This window comes from Pedobacter jeongneungensis, from assembly GCF_000633455.1.
Lineage (GTDB): Bacteria > Bacteroidota > Bacteroidia > Sphingobacteriales > Sphingobacteriaceae > Pedobacter > Pedobacter jeongneungensis_A.
Genome location: NZ_AYMG01000025.1, coordinates 102,792 through 118,968, shown reverse-complemented (window position 1 = coordinate 118,968; position 16,177 = coordinate 102,792). Strand labels below are relative to the sequence as shown.

Genomic DNA, 16,177 nt, shown 5'->3' with positions numbered 1-16,177 from the left:
ATATAAAGATATGAGCAGGACCGAACCTAACCTAAATGCACAGGAAACTGCGCTTCAAAAAAAGATTGAAGGCTATACTTAAGTGAATGGAATGTTTAAATGATAGGACTAAGCGTTCGCTTCTTCTTTAACGGCTAACTGCCCGCAAGCGGCATCGATATCTTTACCACGACTACGGCGTATATTGGTGTTAATGCCCTGACTTTTCAAATAGTTTGAAAAAGCATCGATTTTATCCCCTTCTGCGTTGGTGAAATCAGCAAAAGAGATTGGATTATACTCGATCAGATTTACCTTGCAAGGGATATGTTTACAGAACTTTGCTAAATCCATTGCATCCGAAATTTCATCGTTAAAATGATTAAAAACAATATACTCGTAAGTGACCGGATTTTTGGTTTTAGCGAAATAGTATTTAAGGGCGTCTGCCAATGCTTTTAGAGAGTTAGCCTCATTGATGGGCATAATTTCGTTACGCTTTTCATCGTTAGCAGCATGCAGTGAAAGTGCAAGGTTAAATTTAGCGCCATCGTCGCCCAGTTTTTTGATCATTTTCGCAATACCTGCAGTAGATACAGTAATGCGCTTATAGCTCATATTTAGGCCGTCAGGGGCAGTGATACGCTCAATAGACTTCAATACGTTCGCATAGTTTAACAGGGGCTCTCCCATACCCATATACACGATATTGGTAAGTGGATTATTATAATTCTGCTTTGCCTGTTTATCAATAAGTACTACCTGGTCATAAATTTCGTCTGCGTTTAAGTTACGCTTACGGTCCATGTAGCCCGTCGCACAGAATTTACAGGTTAGACTACAGCCCACCTGCGAGCTCACACAAGCAGTCATACGGTCTTCTAAAGGAATTAATACCCCTTCAACAATATTGCCGTCGGCTAACCTAAAAGTGTTTTTAATCGTGTGGTCGTTACTGAACTGAGAGTTGTTAACCTGAACAGCATTAATGGCAAAAGAATCGTCCAAAGCCTTACGAAGATCTTTAGAAAGATTACTCATCTGCCCGAAACTCGTAGCCGATTTTTCCCAAAGCCACTGGTATATCTGCTTGGCCCTAAATGCAGGCTGTTGCATCGCTACAAGGTGTTGTTGCAATTGGGGAAGATCTAATGCACGGATATCGGTTTTTTTTGCTGTTACCATTTGTTGCAAAGGTACTTAAAAAAGGTAGAAGGTAAAAAGGCGGAGGGTATAAGGTAGTTAGATAAAGCCAAATTTTACAATTTGTTGGCTTATCTTCCTCTGCCTCTTGTATTTGGCTTGCCTGCAGGCTTACCTTTTGCTGGTCTGGAATTTCTATTACCAGTATTACTTTTAGGAGTAGGTTTTGAGCCTGAATGACCACCAGGTTTTTTACCTGAAGATTTTAGACCTGATGGTTTTGGTTTGAACGCCTTTTTAGGCTGTTCTTCCCTTAGCTCAGGAATTTCCTCCCAGGCATTTGCTTTTTTCTTTGTGGTACTTTTAGATTTGGGTTTGGCTTCAGATGATGAATTTTCGACACTTTTGGTAATGGCTTTCATCTCGTCTTCGGTAAGTTCCCTAAATTCTCCCGTAGGGATACCTTTAAGACTTATATTCATAATCCGTGTACGTTCGAGTTTGGTTACTTCATAATCAAAATGCTCGCACATCCTACGGATCTGCCTGTTTAAACCTTGAATTAAGATAATATTGAAAACAAAAGTGCTAATCTGGCGCACCTTACATTTTCGGGTATTCACTCCTAAAATTGGAACACCGTTACTCATCTCGAAAATAAAATCTTCTGTTATGGGTTTATTAACCGTAACTATATATTCTTTTTCGTGTTTATTCCCAGCCCTTAAAATCTTGTTTACAATGTCACCGTTATTGGTCAGGAAAATAATGCCTGACGAATCTTTGTCCAATCTGCCGATTGGGAATATTCTTTCGCTATGGTTAACGTAATCTACAATATTATCGCGGACACTGGATTCAGTGGTACTGGTAATGCCAACAGGTTTATTAAATGCCAGCAGGATGAAATTACTTTCTTCTTTAGGTTCGATGTTATGGCCATTTACCATTACTTTATCGCCTGGAAAAACCTGATCGCCTACTTTAGCCCTTTTTCCATTAATAAAAACAGTACCCTTTTCGATATAACGGTCTGCTTCACGGCGTGAACACAATCCACTTTCGCTGATAAATTTATTTAAACGGGTGGCAGAATTATTGTTCATACTGCAATTTTACGGAAATAAATTGTGTTATCCATTCTCAACAGTAGCAACAAATGCATTAACAGTACTTTTAAGCTTTGTTAAAGTTTCGAGATCTGTAATTTCAGCTTCCTTGTTAATCTTGGCTTTTGCAAAAGGAATGAGCTGAGCAGATATTTTAGCCTCAAGAACGGTTAAAATATCTATCATGGATTGATTAGCTTTTTCGCCCTGAGTAGAAGCAACTAGTGCTAATATTGGTTTACCAGAAAATGAAGCCGAGCTTACAGTCCAGTCGAGCAGATTTTTTAATGAACCCGGTAAACCCATTGCATATTCTGGTGTAGAAATGATGATTCCATCTGCCTGTTGAATGTTTAGGCGAAGATCATGAACAGCCTTTGGTGGGTCTTCTAAATCTAAATCAGGATTGAAATGTGGAATATTGGCAATGGAAGGAAAAAGGGTTACTTCAAAATCTTTATCTAAAAACTGGCTGATGGCAGCAATATAAAGTCCATTGGTTGAAATAGATTTCGTACTACCCGAAATCGCAAATATTTTTCTCATTGCTAAAAATAGCAAAGTGCGGATAAATTAGGAAGCGGGACTGGTAATCCGATAGTCATTTCAAATGAACCATTGAAACGCACCATGTTTCAACAGTTCATCAGAAAAATGCTCGACAACCAACCGGAGACAATGCTAACTCGACAGCTTTAAGATTCTAGCCCAGGCCTTAAGGTTAATGGCTTTTAACCACGTATGTACACAGATAAACACGGATTTCTATATCTGTGTTTATCCTTTTTATCTGTGGTTAAAGTATCTTTATAATCTAAAAACTCTGATCATCGGCACTTGGGCCATAACTTCCCGGAATTGGAATATTCAACAACCTTAAATAAACACCCAATTGTGCCCGGTGGTGGGAAGTTTGGTTTAAAGAGTGTCGAATGGTTTCATATTTAGAATAATCGGCCAAAACCTGTTTACCCATACTCAGTATCCAACGCCCGTTTAAATTTTCTTCGGTAGCTTTTTCTAAATCAGCTTTTCCAGCTGCATAATTTTCCTCTAAAATTTTAACCAGGTCATCAGCATTTTCTACAGGTGGTTCTGTATAAGGTGCTGTTTCAAAATCCAGTCCATCGGTAGTTAAAGCCAATGAAACCCAGCGTGGAAGATCGGCAATATGAACGGCAAGCGATTTCATTTTCATGCTTTTTTCGTGCGGCGCCCAGTCAAATTTATCTGCTGGTACAATTGCCAGGAATTTTTTTGTGGTATTGAATTCATCAGCCAACTCTTTCAATAATAATTTAATAACGTCCATATTTTTCTGTTTTGTTTTTTCTACTGTGTGTAACTCCATAAGTAATAAATCAGCAATGCTCATGATTTTTGATGTTTGTTTACACAAAGAAAATACGGACCACTGACAACCCTATGGCAGTGTAAAAAAATAATTTAATTGAGAAATGTTTTATTCAAAAAACGTATTTTTGTGGTAATGACGACATTAACCGTAAATATTGAAAACGAGAAATCTGAAAAAGCTGTAAAGGCTGTACTTGATGCCTTGGGCTTGAATTATGAGGTCGCATCTAACATTAAAGTCAAGGAAAAAGCATCAATTAAGGCTGAAAACGCAATCTATAACCACCTAAAAGATTCTTTTGAGCAAATCAAACTTCATCAGGAAGGGAAAATAAAACTTCGTGATGCCAAAGATTTTTTAGATGAACTTTAAGGTTAAAACGGCTCCTAATTTTGAAAGGGAAGTTAAAAAAATCTTTAAGAAACATCGCGGCATAAAATCTGATTTATTAAAGCTTATTAACGATTTAGAGAGAAATCCTGAATTAGGAGCCTACTTAGGTCAAAACATTTATAAAATTCGTTTATCTATCTCTGGTACGAATAAGGGTAAATCTGGCGGAGCAAGAATTATTACTTATGTCGTTGTCATTGATAAAATAGTTTATCTTGCTGAAATATACCTCAAAAGCGACCATTCGACTGTAAATATTGAAGACGTGATACAACGTTTGAATGATGCAGGAATTATTAACTCTTAATAATTTACCGGTAGCAAAGGCATGTAATCGCTTAATGGCATGTGTTGCATTTTCCTGAAAGGAATGCCAGAGTTTTTGAGGCAGATAATCCGTGTGAGGTTAAAATCGCGGTATTGGTTGCGGTAATGGCACCAGGCAATAAGGTGCCAGCTAAATGCATAAAAGATTAATCCGATCGGTTCTACCTCTCTTTTGCTAACCTCTTCCTTATTGTTTTTATAATCAAGTTCGATAAGGTGTTTTTCGGCAATAGCGTGCTGAATAAGGGACAGGTATTCAAAGTTGAAACTCAATCTTTCAGGAATCTGAAGTTTGATATGCTGATTTAAAGTTTCCAGCTTTTCTTTTTGACTTGTTTTTAATACTGCTTTTACCTTGGTTAGTGCAGAAGAGTAATGCGTACGGATGGAGTTATCGGCAAAACCATTTACCAAACTTTCTACCAATAACAATGCATTTGCCTCGTCCATATTAAACGAAACAGGGGGCAAAAAATAACCTTGAACAAGGTAATAACCTTTATGCTGCTCAAAACTTACGGGTATTCCCTGCTCGCAAAGCGCTTTAACATCACGGTAAACCGTACGTATACTCATGTTAAACCTTTCTGCAATTTTCTCTGCAGTAATGTATTTTTTGGATTGGAGTAAAGTCAGGATTCCAAAAAGTCGGTCGATACGGTTCATGTTTGGTTTTTTAGGCGATGATAAAATTAAAGCTTTTTAACCAATTTTCTTATGGTACGTTATTTGTAAAAGATAAATATATACCAATTCTAAACGATAAACCGTTATTATAATGGTTTAAGGTAATAATCTGAATTAAATGGCGGCTGTTATTCAAAAGCGTTTCTTCCGGGCAATAAAAAGTAAGGTAATTATAGGTTTTCTGTTCGCCTGTTTTGCGCTGCTATTGGCATGGGGGATCAGCAAGTTTGCCTTTACCCGGATGCTTAATACGGTGGAAGAAATTTCGGCGCCGAACGACCGTTTAAGGATTGTTAATGATCTTTCGCATAAAATTGCCAGGTTAGATCAGCTGCAGCGCGATGAAGCCTTTAATAAACAAGGCACCTATAGTTTTTTGAAAGAATCACGTAAATTAAGATCCAGCCTGGATACGTTACGGAAATTATACCGTGGTGATTCTGCCCAGCTGGCAAGGATAAAATCAATCAAAAATTTACTGTCCGACCGCGATAAACAGTTCATAAACTACCTGAAGGTAAGGGAAACGCTGGTAAATACCAAATCGTTCTCTGATGAGGTGCAGAAACTAAACGAACTGGTGGCTACCAGGACAAGGCAAACGGATAGCGCGGTTTTGACTACCGAAACCACTACCTCAACCACTACGGTTGCACCAGAGGAAGAACAAAAATCGCGTGGTTTCCTGAGCAAACTTTTTGGAAAGAAGAAATCTGACGTTTACAAAATCATTAATGAAGAATTTAAAGTTAAACGCGATACCTTAAATGCTAAGGCTGAAGACAGCATCATGAAAAGCATGACGGGTTCGTTAAAAAATATCGAACAGGAACAACGTCAGAAAAGCCAGAAGTTTTTAAAACGCGAAGCCGATTTATCAAGTGCCAGTAATGCCTTAACGGCTAAAATGCTACAGATTTTGCGTGAAGTTGAGGGCGAAGCGGTAGCGCAGGTTGATTTAAATGGCATCCAGGCTAAAGAAGTGGTTAATGATGGTATTACCCAGATTACTACCATTATTATCATTTTCTTTTTGTTGACCGTAATCCTGCTTTACCTGATCCTGGCAGATATTACCAAAAGCAATAGATACAGAAAGGCTTTGGAGCTGGCGAAAGATGAAGCTGAATATCATGGAAAGGCAAAGCAGCGGTTTCTTTCTAATATGAGCCACGAAATCAGGACGCCATTGCAATCTATTTTAGGCTATGCCGAATTGATCACTCAACAGGATGTACCCAATAAAAAAGATGTTGATGCCATTTACCAGTCTTCCATCCATTTACTTCAGATTGTGAATGAAGTATTGGATTATAACCGGATTATTTCGGGCGAATTTAGTTTCAATAACCAGGTGTTTAATATCAGAAAAGCTTTGGATGAGGTCGTATCTGTAATGCGACCACTGGCAGAACAGAAATCCCTTCAATTAAATGCAGCACTCGATCTGGCTAACCTCGAATTTGTAAAAGGTGATGCTTTTAGGTTAAAGCAGATCTTATTTAATTTGTTAGGTAATGCCGTTAAATTTACGCTGAAAGGCGAAATCCGTTTGTCTGTTTCTTATAAAAGACAAGGTGATGATCTGCATTTTCATTTCACGATAAAAGATACCGGAATTGGCTTCGAAGAGAAAGATATCCCTAAAATATTTAATGAATTTGAGCAAATAGAATCTCCGGAAAAATACATCATCAATCAGGCCGGTACCGGTTTGGGATTACCCATTGTTAAATCATTAATTGAAACGCAGGGAGGCCGGATTTATGTTAAAAGTAAGCCTGGTATAGGAACCACATTTAATATTTACATGAAATATGAAAATACATCCGAAAGGGTAAACGATGCTTTGGATTTAGAACATTACGCCATTATTAATCCCGGTTCTGTTTGGATAATTGATGATGATAAGCTGATTCTTGACTTATGCGGCATGATTTTCCAGAAAAACAAAATCCCTTTTAGAAGTTTTACCCAGGTAGCCGACATTCTTCATACCGAACCGGAACCCGATTTAAAATATGTTTTGATTGATATGCGCATGCCAGAAATGACTGGTTTCGAACTTTGTCATTTATTGAAAAAGAAACTGCCTCCTAATATTAAGTTCTATGCCATTACCGCACAGGTTTTGCCAGAAGAGCGTGAAATGGTCTTAAGTGAGGGCTTTGATGGGCTGATTATGAAACCGTTCAGGGCGGTTGATATTCTTTCTATTTTTGATAAAACGGAAATATTAGCCGAACAGCCCGAATTTGATTTTTCTTCAATTGAGAAAATGACTTTTGGCGATCAACAATTATTAGAAAAAATCCTCAACCGTTTTAAACAGGATTCTATTGACGATGCAGCCGAATTGAAAAAATATATCGCAGAGGAAGATCAGGAAAAAAGCAGGTTACTGGTTCATCGTTTGGCAGGGCGGACAGCACAGATGGGCTCTAAAACCTTAGCTAATGCATTCCGCACTTTAGAAATAGAAATTGCTGAAAATGGCTTAACAGACAAAACCAAAACTGAAGTTTTGATACAGATTAAAAAATTGGATAGTCTGATTGCTTTTATTGAGCAAATGGATTATTCGCCTGCGATTTGATAGAAATGGATAATTTTAAAAGATTTTCTTTATCCGCTAGCCACGGGGGCTTCTTTCTTTTGATAGCAAAAAAAACAAAGCTACCGGCTCGCAATTTTTTTATTAAAGTCGGTGGATAGGCTTGAACTCTACCTGCCAAAAAATTGACCATGCCGGTTTAAAAGCTCAACGAAGAAACAGTGCTTTGGCCTTACAAGGTGGGTAAGCAGAACAGAAATAGTGTTGTGTCGAAATACATTGCTCAGTCTTTTTGCTAACCTGTCTGGCCAAGACAACCGTCTTTCTTCCAAAAAAAATTGATTTGTGAAACCTTTGTATGCTTTGTGGTAAAATACCACTATTCAATCCCGTAGCGCTCCATTTTAGCATAAAGCGTTTTACGGTCGATATTTAAAATTTTTGCTGCTTTTGATTTATTGTGTCTCACTTTGATCAACGTTTCGGTAATCAATGTTTTTTCGTTCTGTTCGTTTACCGCTTTCAGGTCGGATGAATTTCCAGGTGCCGATTGTTGCTGAACGGAAATCATCATTTCATCCGGTAAGGCTTCAATCTGGGCAATATCACCTGGGCTCAATAAAACCATACGTTTAATTACATTACTAAGTTCGCGCAAATTGCCAGGCCAATCGTAACTCAATAATAATGCTTTTGCTTCAGCAGATACGCTTTTAACGTTCCGCTCTAAATCGCGATTTGATAACTGTATAAAGTGATTGATAAACAGTTCCAAATCTCCACCTCTATCGCGCAGTGGTGGTAGCTGGATTTTAAATTCATTTAAGCGATGATATAAATCTTCTCTAAATTCTCCTTGCTGCATGCTATTGGCCAGGTCATCATTTGTAGCTGTAATAATGCGAACGTTTACAGGGATTTGTTTGGTACTGCCCAAAGGCTGTATTACTCTTTCCTGCAAAGCCCTGAGTAGTTTAATCTGTACTTCGTAACTCAGGTTACCCACTTCATCCAGAAACAACGTTCCACCGTTGGCTGCTTCAAACTGGCCTTTTTTATCATTTAAGGCACCAGTAAAAGCACCCTTAACATGTCCGAATAATTCGCTGGCTGCTAAATCTTTCGATAAAGCACCACAATCTATTGCCACAAAAGGTTTATCTGCCCGCTTACTCTGTTGGTGCAGAGTTCTGGCAGCAAATTCCTTCCCGGTTCCGCTTTCACCCTGTATAATTACCGACATATCAGTAGGTGCAACCAGGTTAATGTGACCATATAATTTATCGGCAATGGCACTTTTGCCCTTAATAAAATCGCCGTTTGTTTCTTTTGGGGTAACGCTTTTTAAATCTTTTTTGGCTAAAGAATTTTTGATCACCATTAATAATTCATCAGGATTAACCGGTTTGGTGATGTAATCAAAAGCGCCTAACTGAATTGATTTTACCGCGGTACGAACATCATTAAAACTTGTCATGATGATTACCGGAATAGAAAGGCCCAAATCGCGGAGGTGGGTAAGCACTTCGAAGCCTGTACCGTCCGGAAGGCGGTAATCAATTAACAATAAGTCGAATTCGCTGTTCTCAACTTGTTTAAAAGATTGCTTTACATGGGTTACAAGGGTAACTTCATGACCGTTTTTTGTTAAAAAACCTTCAAGTAATTGAGCAAATGTTGTATCGTCTTCTAGAATCAGGATTCTCGCCATTTAACAAAAATAAGAAAAGCCGGACATAATCCGGCTTTCTTTTGTAATAGGTAGATGTAATATTTGGGTTTTTATTGTACGGGTTTACCGTCTTTATCAATTTTAACCGAACCAGTTTCTGCTTCTTTTTTAACATTGATCAAGTAGTATTCCTTTGTTCCTTCTTTAACAGACCAAGCTTCAGTTGCGGTCCATCCTTTATAAGCGTCAGATTTTAATGCTGTTGTTACCGGTTCAGGTAATTCTTCCAATTTAACCGGAGTTTTTACTGCACTATCTTGAACTGCAACAATTGCAGTAGTTTTAAAATCTTTTACTTCACTTGCCTGTACTGCTGAGAATCCTGCAAAAGCTAAGAACGCAGCTGATAAAATTAATTTTTTCATCTTGTTTCTTTTTTAGTTATGCGCGGCCCGAGGGGCCACGCTAATATGTTAATTATGCCTTGTGGCGTATTCTTTGAGGTTATTGAACTGGTTTACCGTCTTTATCGATTTTTACCGAACCGGTTTCAGCTTCTTTTTTCACGTTGATTAAATAATACTCTTTAGTACCTTCTTTAACCGACCATGCTTCAGTAGCAGTCCATCCTTTGTAAGCGTCTGATTTTAATGCGGTGGTTACCGGAGCAGGAAGCTCTTCCAATTTAACCGGAGTTTTTACTGCACTATCTTGAACTGCAACAATTGCAGCGTTTTTGATTGTATTTACTTCACTTGCTTGTACTGCTGTGAATCCTGCGAATGCTAAAGTAGCGGCTAAAATGATCTTTTTCATGATATTCTGTTTTAAATATGATTGGTAACTCTCGTTACTGTTTAAATACTTATTAATTATGGAGCGCTAATTTTATATTGATTATTGAACTGGCTTACCGTCTTTATCAATTTTAAGAGAACCGGTTTCAGCTTCTTTTTTAACGTTAATTAAATAATACTCTTTAGTTCCTTCTTTAACCGACCAGGCTTCAGTGGCGGTCCAACCTTTATATGCATCAGATTTTAATGCGGTTGTTACTGGAGCAGGAAGTTCTTCCAATTTAACTGGAGTTTTCACTGCGCTATCTTGAACTGCAACAATTGCAGTAGTTTTAAAATCTTTTACTTCACTTGCTTGTACTGCTGAGAATCCTGCGAATGCTAATACTGTAGCTGCTAAAACGAATTTTTTCATGGTATATATTTTAAAATTTAATTTGTGTAACAATACTTGCTAATGTTTCATAATGATGCCAAACCAATTTTTTTATTTAAATAATTGATTTACAGTTAATTGTTATTGTGCCAAGGTTTTAATGTTGTGGAGTTTCTCTACACTTTGTGGCGAATGACTACAAGTTTTGCAGTTATTTGTTGCATACTTATAGAAGAGAAACATCGTCATGCCCAACTTAACCGGGAATTGTAATGCAAAAAGCAAAGATTTCAGCATATGATCATGCCTTTAGAGGTAACCGTAACATCAGGGGGATCAGATTTAAGTGTAATTTTGAAATAGTGATGTTTGAGAACTTCTGATTATCAGATAGAAATATGAGACAGCACAAAAAAATAAATCTCAATTTTTGAAAAAAGAAGATTTTTTTCTATCATTGCAGCCCGATTAAAAGCCTCCTTAGCTCAGCTGGTAGAGCAACTGACTTGTAATCAGTAGGTCATTGGTTCGATTCCGATAGGAGGCTCTTTTTTCTTTCCCGGTTTTCTAATTTCTTTAGGAAAAATCATAAAATCATTTCATCATCAAAATAAGCTAAGTACCGAAAAATATTTTTTTTGCTGCCCATATTGCGCTAATTTGCATCATGCTAAAATACTTTTCAGCCGATTGGATTTTTCCTGTTGCTTCTGCTCCGGTTAAAAACGGGGCTGTTGCCGCAAATCCCGATGGCGAAATTATAGAAATCTTAACTGAAGAAGAGATCATAAGGCTTGGTCTGGAGATCACAAAATATAGAGGAGCAATTGTTCCGGGTTTTATCAATACACATTGCCATTTAGAACTTTCGCACATGCTGGGGCAAATCCCTGAGCGTACCGGATTGGTCGAATTTGTGCGGAGCATTATTGCAAACAGACAGGCTAACGCAGAGCAGATTATGGAAGCCATGCATAATGCCGACCAGAAGATGTTCGAAAATGGTATTGTGGCTGTTGGCGATATTTCTAACCAGGTTTCTTCCAAAGCAGTAAAAGAAAAAAGCCAGATTCATTACCACACCTTTATAGAAGCATTAGGCTTTAACCCTGAACGTGCTGATGCCATCATGGATCATGTTAAAGGTATCAAACAAGATTTTGAACCACTGTCAGCATCTATCGTTCCACATGCACCCTATACTGTATCTCCCGAATTATTTGAATTAATCAGGGAAGAAGCCGAAAAAACCAATACTTTTATCAGTGTGCATAATCAGGAAACGGATAATGAAAATGCTTTTTTCGAAAATAAAACAGGTGGGTTTTTAGATCTGTACAAATTTTTAGGTATGGATATCTCTTTCTTTGAGCCTACAAACAAAACTTCATTACAAACCTGGCTACCTTATATTAAGGAGCAAAAAACTTTGCTGGTGCATAACACGGTTTCAGATAGAGCTGATGTTCTGTTTGCAAAGGAACACAATAGTCATTTATATTGGTGCCTCTGCCCGCAAGCTAATTTGTATATCGAAAACACTTTGCCAGATGTTAATCTCCTGATAAATGAAAAAGTGAAAATCACCTTGGGTACCGATAGTTTGGCAAGTAACCATCAGCTTAATATCCTGTCGGAAATGATCACCTTGCAGAATCACAAAAAAGCAGGCTTTGAAGCACTATTGCGTTGGGCAACAATCAATGGAGCTGAATTTTTAGCGCTTGATCAACAATTCGGAACAATAGAAGCTGGCAAAAAACCGGGATTGAATCTGATCCAGCTGTCAGCTGGTTTTATAATTGAAAGTGATCAGGTTAGAAAACTGATCTAATGCTAAAAAAAGATGAAAATAGCCATATTGGATGATTATCAGGATGCAGTTAGAAAACTTGCATGTTTTGATTTATTACAGCAGCAGGAAGTTGTTATTCTTAACAAAACCGAGAAAGACGCTAATGCTTTGGCCGAAAAAATAAAAGATGTGGAAGCGTTGGTTCTGATCAGAGAAAGGACTGTCATTACAGGTGACTTACTTTCCCGATTGCCCAATTTAAAATTGATTAGCCAGACCGGGAAAATATCCAATCATTTAGATTTAAATGCATGTTCTCAATACAAAGTAGCTGTTGCCGAGGGGGTTGGTTCACCTGTAGCTCCTGCCGAATTAACATGGATTTTACTAATGAATGTTTTAAGGCAGATTCCCAATGCTATTGAAGGAATGAAAAAAGGCAATTGGCAGGTGAATATCGGCGAAAGTGTGAATGGAAAAATCATAGGGATTTGGGGTTATGGAAAAATCGGTAAAATGATTGCAGGTTATGCAAAAGCTTTTGGTGCAAAGGTTTTGGTATGGGGAAGTGAGCAATCCAGATTGAACGCTATAAATGATGGATATGAAGCAGCCGAAAGTAAAACTGATTTTTTTAAAACTGCCGATGTTGTTTCGCTTCATCTACGCTTAAACAAAGATACCACTGGTATTGTAAAAGAGGAAGATTTAAGTTTAATGAAAACTTCGTCGGTGCTGATCAATACTTCCCGTGCAGAACTTATAGAAAAGGGAAGCCTTATTAAAGCTTTAAAAGCAGGTAGGCCAGGGTTTGCCGGTTTAGATGTTTATGAAAGCGAACCCGTTTACGATACCGGTTTTGAGCTCCTAAATATGCCAAATGTGGTTTGTACACCACACCTTGGCTATGTAGAGAAAAATAGTTATGAACTGTATTTTAGTAAAGCGTTCGAAAATATCATCAATTATATTAACGGAAAGCCAACAAATATTGCTAACCCCGAAATACTTTAAGAATGAACCCAATCTGCAAATTATTTAATATAGAATATCCCATCATTCAGGCCGGAATGGTTTGGTGCAGTGGTTGGGAATTGGCTTCGGCAGTTTCCAACGCAGGCGGTTTGGGTATTATTGGCGCAGGCTCTATGTACCCGGAGGTTTTAAGAACGCACATCCAAAAATGTAAATTAGCTACCGATAAATCTTTTGGAGTTAATATTCCATTGCTCTATCCTAACATTCAGGAAATTATTGATGTAGTAATAGAAGAAGGAGTAAAGATTGTTTTTTCTTCGGCTGGCAATCCTGCAACATGGACAAGCATTTTAAAGGAAAAAGGCATCATTGTAGTTCATGTGATTGCAAATACAAAATTTGCCTTAAAAGCACAGGAAGCTGGGGTAGATGCCATTGTTGCCGAAGGTTTTGAAGCTGGCGGTCATAATGGTAGGGAAGAAACCACTACAATGTGTTTAATCCCTATGATAAAAGAGGCTGTAAAAATTCCGGTTATTGCAGCTGGTGGTATTGGGAGTGGAAAAGCCATGTTGGCTGCCTTTGCTTTAGGTGCAGATGCCGTTCAGGTAGGTTCTGCTTTTGCGGTTGCCGAAGAATCATCTGCTCACCCTGCTTTTAAAAATAAAATTATTTCGGCCACTGAAGGTGATACCAAACTGACTATGAAAAAGCTGGTTCCGGTAAGGTTATTGAAAAATGAATTTGCTGATGCCGTTTCAATAGCTGAGGCAGAAGGAGCAGATAGAAGCCGTTTAATGGAACTTTTAGGCAGGGCCAGGGCAAAATTGGGGATGTTTGAAGGCGATATGGAAAATGGTGAACTCGAAATTGGTCAGGTTTCTGCGATGCTCAAAAAAATTAAACCTGCAAGAACCATTCTTGACGAAATTTGGTCTGAATTTAAATCCGAATTACAAAGATTTAAGTACATATCTGGGGAATTAGATTTATAAACAACATTTTATATTACCAGGTCATTAACTTTACAACATTTCAACTTTACAACATCCGAACATAAGGATACACAATTGGTTTACTAACTTTGCAACGTTAAAATTTAGTATGAGCGAAAAAAATATAAAATCTTCTGAAGGGGTAAAGCATCTTAATATAATTATAACTGGTAAAGTGCAGGGCGTTGGGTTTAGGGAAACCACAAAAATTATTGCCAACCAAATGATGGTGAATGGTTTTGTAAGGAACGAAAAAGACGGGTCGGTTTACATCGAAGCAGAAGGCGAAGAAATTTTCCTCGAAGAATTCGTAAACTGGTGTCACGAAGGTCCCGACCGCTCGCGTGTAGAAAATGTAACAGTAAGCGATGGCGAAGTAAAAAACTATCGTAATTTTGAAGTCTTAAGGAAATAAATTGCTGAATTGTTGGATTGCTATATTGTTCCGGTAATGGGGCTTATCTCAATACGCAATATTCAAATCTCAATATTAAATGTCTGTATATAAAAAGTTTCTTGGGCAGACCATGATTTATGGTATCAGTACCATTTTTTCGCGGTTGTTCAATTTTATTTTAACGCCTGTTTACACGGGTGTTTTCGCCCCTGGCGTTTATGGTGTTTTTACCAAAATGTTCAGTTATGTATCCATCATCAATCCAATATTGGCATTTGGGATGGAAACCACCTTTTTCAGGTATTTAAATAAACATGAAGATAAAAAGCAGGAAGTTTATAACAATAGCTTTTTGGTAATCGCTTTTATATCAACCCTGTTTTTAATCACCGCATTAATTTTTTCCGATTATTTAGCCAGATATACTTTAGATGGAAACATCGCCGAATTGGCCGATCAAAAATCTTATGTCCATTATTTCGCGTGGATTTTATTTGTGGATGCCATCAGTGTAATTCCATTCGCCAAATTAAGGGCCGATGGAAAACCATTTAAATATAGCTTAATCAAGTTTCTTAACATAGGCACTTTTGTAGGCTTAAACCTGGTTTTCATTTACGTGATCCCATTCCTCATCAAACATGATATATTGAGCGGCTGGTTCACTTCATGGTACAAAGGCCGTTGGGTAGGTTATGTATTTGTAGCCAACTTAATAGCAAGCGTGGTTACTTTGCTCATGCTTATTCCGCAGTTTTTAGAAATCCAGTTTAAGTTTAACAAGAGCTTATTCAACAATATGCTGGGCTATAGCTGGCCGGTTTTAGTGGCTAATTTATCGTTCATTATTAATGAAAATTTAGACAAAATTTTATTGGGGAAATACCTGCCTGAAAGCATTGCCAACCATGATGTAGGTATTTATGGAGCCGTGTGCAAATTGGCCATCTTCATTAGTATTTTTAATACAGCTTTTAGATTAGGTGCAGAACCGTTTTTCTTTAGTCATGCTAAAAATGCAAATGCAAAGCAAACCTACGCCAATATTCTGTATTACTTTGTGCTTGCTTTATCCATCCTTTTTGTAGGCTTAACAGCCAATATCGAAATCATTAAATATTTTATCAATTCGAGGTATTGGGTGGGGCTCAACGCAGTTCCATTTTTATTGTTCGGTTATGTTTGTTTAGGTATTTATATGAATTTATCGGTATGGTACCGCTTGTCCGATCAAACCAGGTACGGCTTGTATATTTCTTTGGTGGGGGCCGTTTTTACCATCATCATGAACATTATCCTTATTCCTAAATTTAGTTATATGGGTTCGGCATGGGTGTCGATGTTTGCCTATTTCATAATCATGGTTATTTCTTATTTACTGGGACAAAAGCATTACCCCATCCCCTATAAACTTAAAGCAATGAGTGCGTATATATTGGTTTCTATTGTGATGGTGTACTTATCTTTTTGGGTTTTTAAACGCAATATTTACATCGGCAATGGCATTTTAGTGCTATTTCTCCTTGGTATTTTCTATTTTGAAAAGAATAATGTGGCGAAAATGTTAAAGAAGTAAATCAGGAGGATTAATTATCTCAAATCTAGTATCTCCAATCTC

The 16,177-nt window shown here is 37.7% G+C and carries 17 protein-coding genes and 1 tRNA gene; 9 read left to right on the top strand and 9 right to left on the bottom strand.

The window, feature by feature from the left end:
* Positions 1–108: 108 nt before the first annotated feature.
* From rlmN to U859_RS0121875, 4 genes are all read right to left on the bottom strand, one after another.
* On the bottom strand, positions 109–1,164 hold the full coding sequence (rlmN, locus tag U859_RS0121890; RefSeq protein ID WP_025145429.1) for a 23S rRNA (adenine(2503)-C(2))-methyltransferase RlmN: 1,056 nt from the start codon (positions 1,162–1,164) through the stop codon (positions 109–111).
* An 89-nt stretch (positions 1,165–1,253) separates the two neighbouring features.
* Positions 1,254–2,228, bottom strand: coding sequence for a 23S rRNA pseudouridine(2604) synthase RluF (rluF, locus tag U859_RS0121885; protein WP_025145428.1), 975 nt, complete (start codon positions 2,226–2,228; stop codon positions 1,254–1,256).
* Positions 2,229–2,255: 27 nt separating this feature from the next.
* Positions 2,256–2,777, bottom strand: a complete 522-nt coding sequence (locus tag U859_RS0121880; RefSeq protein ID WP_025145427.1) for an NADPH-dependent FMN reductase — start codon at positions 2,775–2,777, stop codon at positions 2,256–2,258.
* A 268-nt stretch (positions 2,778–3,045) separates the two neighbouring features.
* Positions 3,046–3,543, bottom strand: coding sequence for a DinB family protein (locus U859_RS0121875; RefSeq protein ID WP_025145426.1), 498 nt, complete (start codon positions 3,541–3,543; stop codon positions 3,046–3,048).
* 138 nt (positions 3,544–3,681) lie between these two features.
* On the opposite strand from U859_RS0121875, the gene U859_RS0121870 reads away from it, so the two are divergent.
* Positions 3,682–3,960, top strand: coding sequence for a hypothetical protein (locus U859_RS0121870; protein ID WP_162800010.1), 279 nt, complete (start codon positions 3,682–3,684; stop codon positions 3,958–3,960).
* Positions 3,950–4,288, top strand: a complete 339-nt coding sequence (locus tag U859_RS0121865) for a type II toxin-antitoxin system RelE/ParE family toxin (protein WP_025145424.1) — start codon at positions 3,950–3,952, stop codon at positions 4,286–4,288. Before U859_RS0121870 ends, U859_RS0121865 begins: the two co-directional genes overlap by 11 nt.
* Here the strand turns inward: U859_RS0121865 and U859_RS0121860 are convergent.
* Positions 4,285–4,974, bottom strand: coding sequence for a helix-turn-helix transcriptional regulator (locus U859_RS0121860; RefSeq protein WP_025145423.1), 690 nt, complete (start codon positions 4,972–4,974; stop codon positions 4,285–4,287). The two genes, U859_RS0121865 and U859_RS0121860, sit on opposite strands and share 4 nt — an antisense overlap.
* A gap of 139 nt (positions 4,975–5,113) precedes the next feature.
* Here U859_RS0121860 and U859_RS0121855 point away from each other — a divergent pair, with 139 nt between their 5' ends.
* Positions 5,114–7,591 carry an ATP-binding protein gene (locus tag U859_RS0121855; RefSeq protein ID WP_025145422.1) on the top strand — a complete coding sequence of 826 codons (2,478 nt, stop codon included), beginning with the start codon at positions 5,114–5,116 and terminating at the stop codon, positions 7,589–7,591.
* Positions 7,592–7,928: 337 nt separating this feature from the next.
* Here the strand turns inward: U859_RS0121855 and U859_RS0121850 are convergent, their stop codons facing one another.
* From U859_RS0121850 to U859_RS0121835, 4 genes are all read right to left on the bottom strand, one after another.
* The gene (locus tag U859_RS0121850; RefSeq protein ID WP_025145421.1) at positions 7,929–9,260 is read right to left on the bottom strand and encodes a sigma-54-dependent transcriptional regulator; all 1,332 of its coding nucleotides are present in this window, start codon (positions 9,258–9,260) and stop codon (positions 7,929–7,931) included.
* Between the two features lie 71 nt (positions 9,261–9,331).
* Entirely contained in the window at positions 9,332–9,646 is a 315-nt protein-coding gene (locus U859_RS0121845) for a hypothetical protein (RefSeq protein ID WP_025145420.1), read from the bottom strand.
* Between the two features lie 79 nt (positions 9,647–9,725).
* On the bottom strand, positions 9,726–10,037 hold the full coding sequence (locus U859_RS0121840) for a hypothetical protein (RefSeq protein WP_025145419.1): 312 nt from the start codon (positions 10,035–10,037) through the stop codon (positions 9,726–9,728).
* Between the two features lie 81 nt (positions 10,038–10,118).
* Positions 10,119–10,433: a hypothetical protein gene (locus U859_RS0121835; RefSeq protein ID WP_025145418.1), complete on the bottom strand. Its 315-nt coding sequence runs from the start codon at positions 10,431–10,433 to the stop codon at positions 10,119–10,121.
* 435 nt (positions 10,434–10,868) lie between these two features.
* On the opposite strand from U859_RS0121835, the gene U859_RS0121830 reads away from it, so the two are divergent.
* The 6 genes from U859_RS0121830 to U859_RS0121805 all read left to right on the top strand — a co-directional run bounded on the left by U859_RS0121830 (position 10,869) and on the right by U859_RS0121805 (position 16,135).
* A tRNA-Thr gene (locus U859_RS0121830) sits at positions 10,869–10,941 on the top strand.
* Positions 10,942–11,061: 120 nt separating this feature from the next.
* Positions 11,062–12,228 carry an amidohydrolase family protein gene (locus tag U859_RS0121825; RefSeq protein WP_025145417.1) on the top strand — a complete coding sequence of 389 codons (1,167 nt, stop codon included), beginning with the start codon at positions 11,062–11,064 and terminating at the stop codon, positions 12,226–12,228.
* Between the two features lie 12 nt (positions 12,229–12,240).
* Positions 12,241–13,203, top strand: coding sequence for a D-2-hydroxyacid dehydrogenase family protein (locus tag U859_RS0121820; protein ID WP_025145416.1), 963 nt, complete (start codon positions 12,241–12,243; stop codon positions 13,201–13,203).
* 2 nt (positions 13,204–13,205) lie between these two features.
* Positions 13,206–14,162, top strand: coding sequence for an NAD(P)H-dependent flavin oxidoreductase (locus U859_RS0121815; protein WP_025145415.1), 957 nt, complete (start codon positions 13,206–13,208; stop codon positions 14,160–14,162).
* Between the two features lie 109 nt (positions 14,163–14,271).
* Positions 14,272–14,577 carry an acylphosphatase gene (locus tag U859_RS0121810; protein ID WP_025145414.1) on the top strand — a complete coding sequence of 102 codons (306 nt, stop codon included), beginning with the start codon at positions 14,272–14,274 and terminating at the stop codon, positions 14,575–14,577.
* A gap of 79 nt (positions 14,578–14,656) precedes the next feature.
* Positions 14,657–16,135, top strand: a complete 1,479-nt coding sequence (locus U859_RS0121805) for a lipopolysaccharide biosynthesis protein (RefSeq protein ID WP_025145413.1) — start codon at positions 14,657–14,659, stop codon at positions 16,133–16,135.
* Positions 16,136–16,177 lie beyond the last annotated feature (42 nt).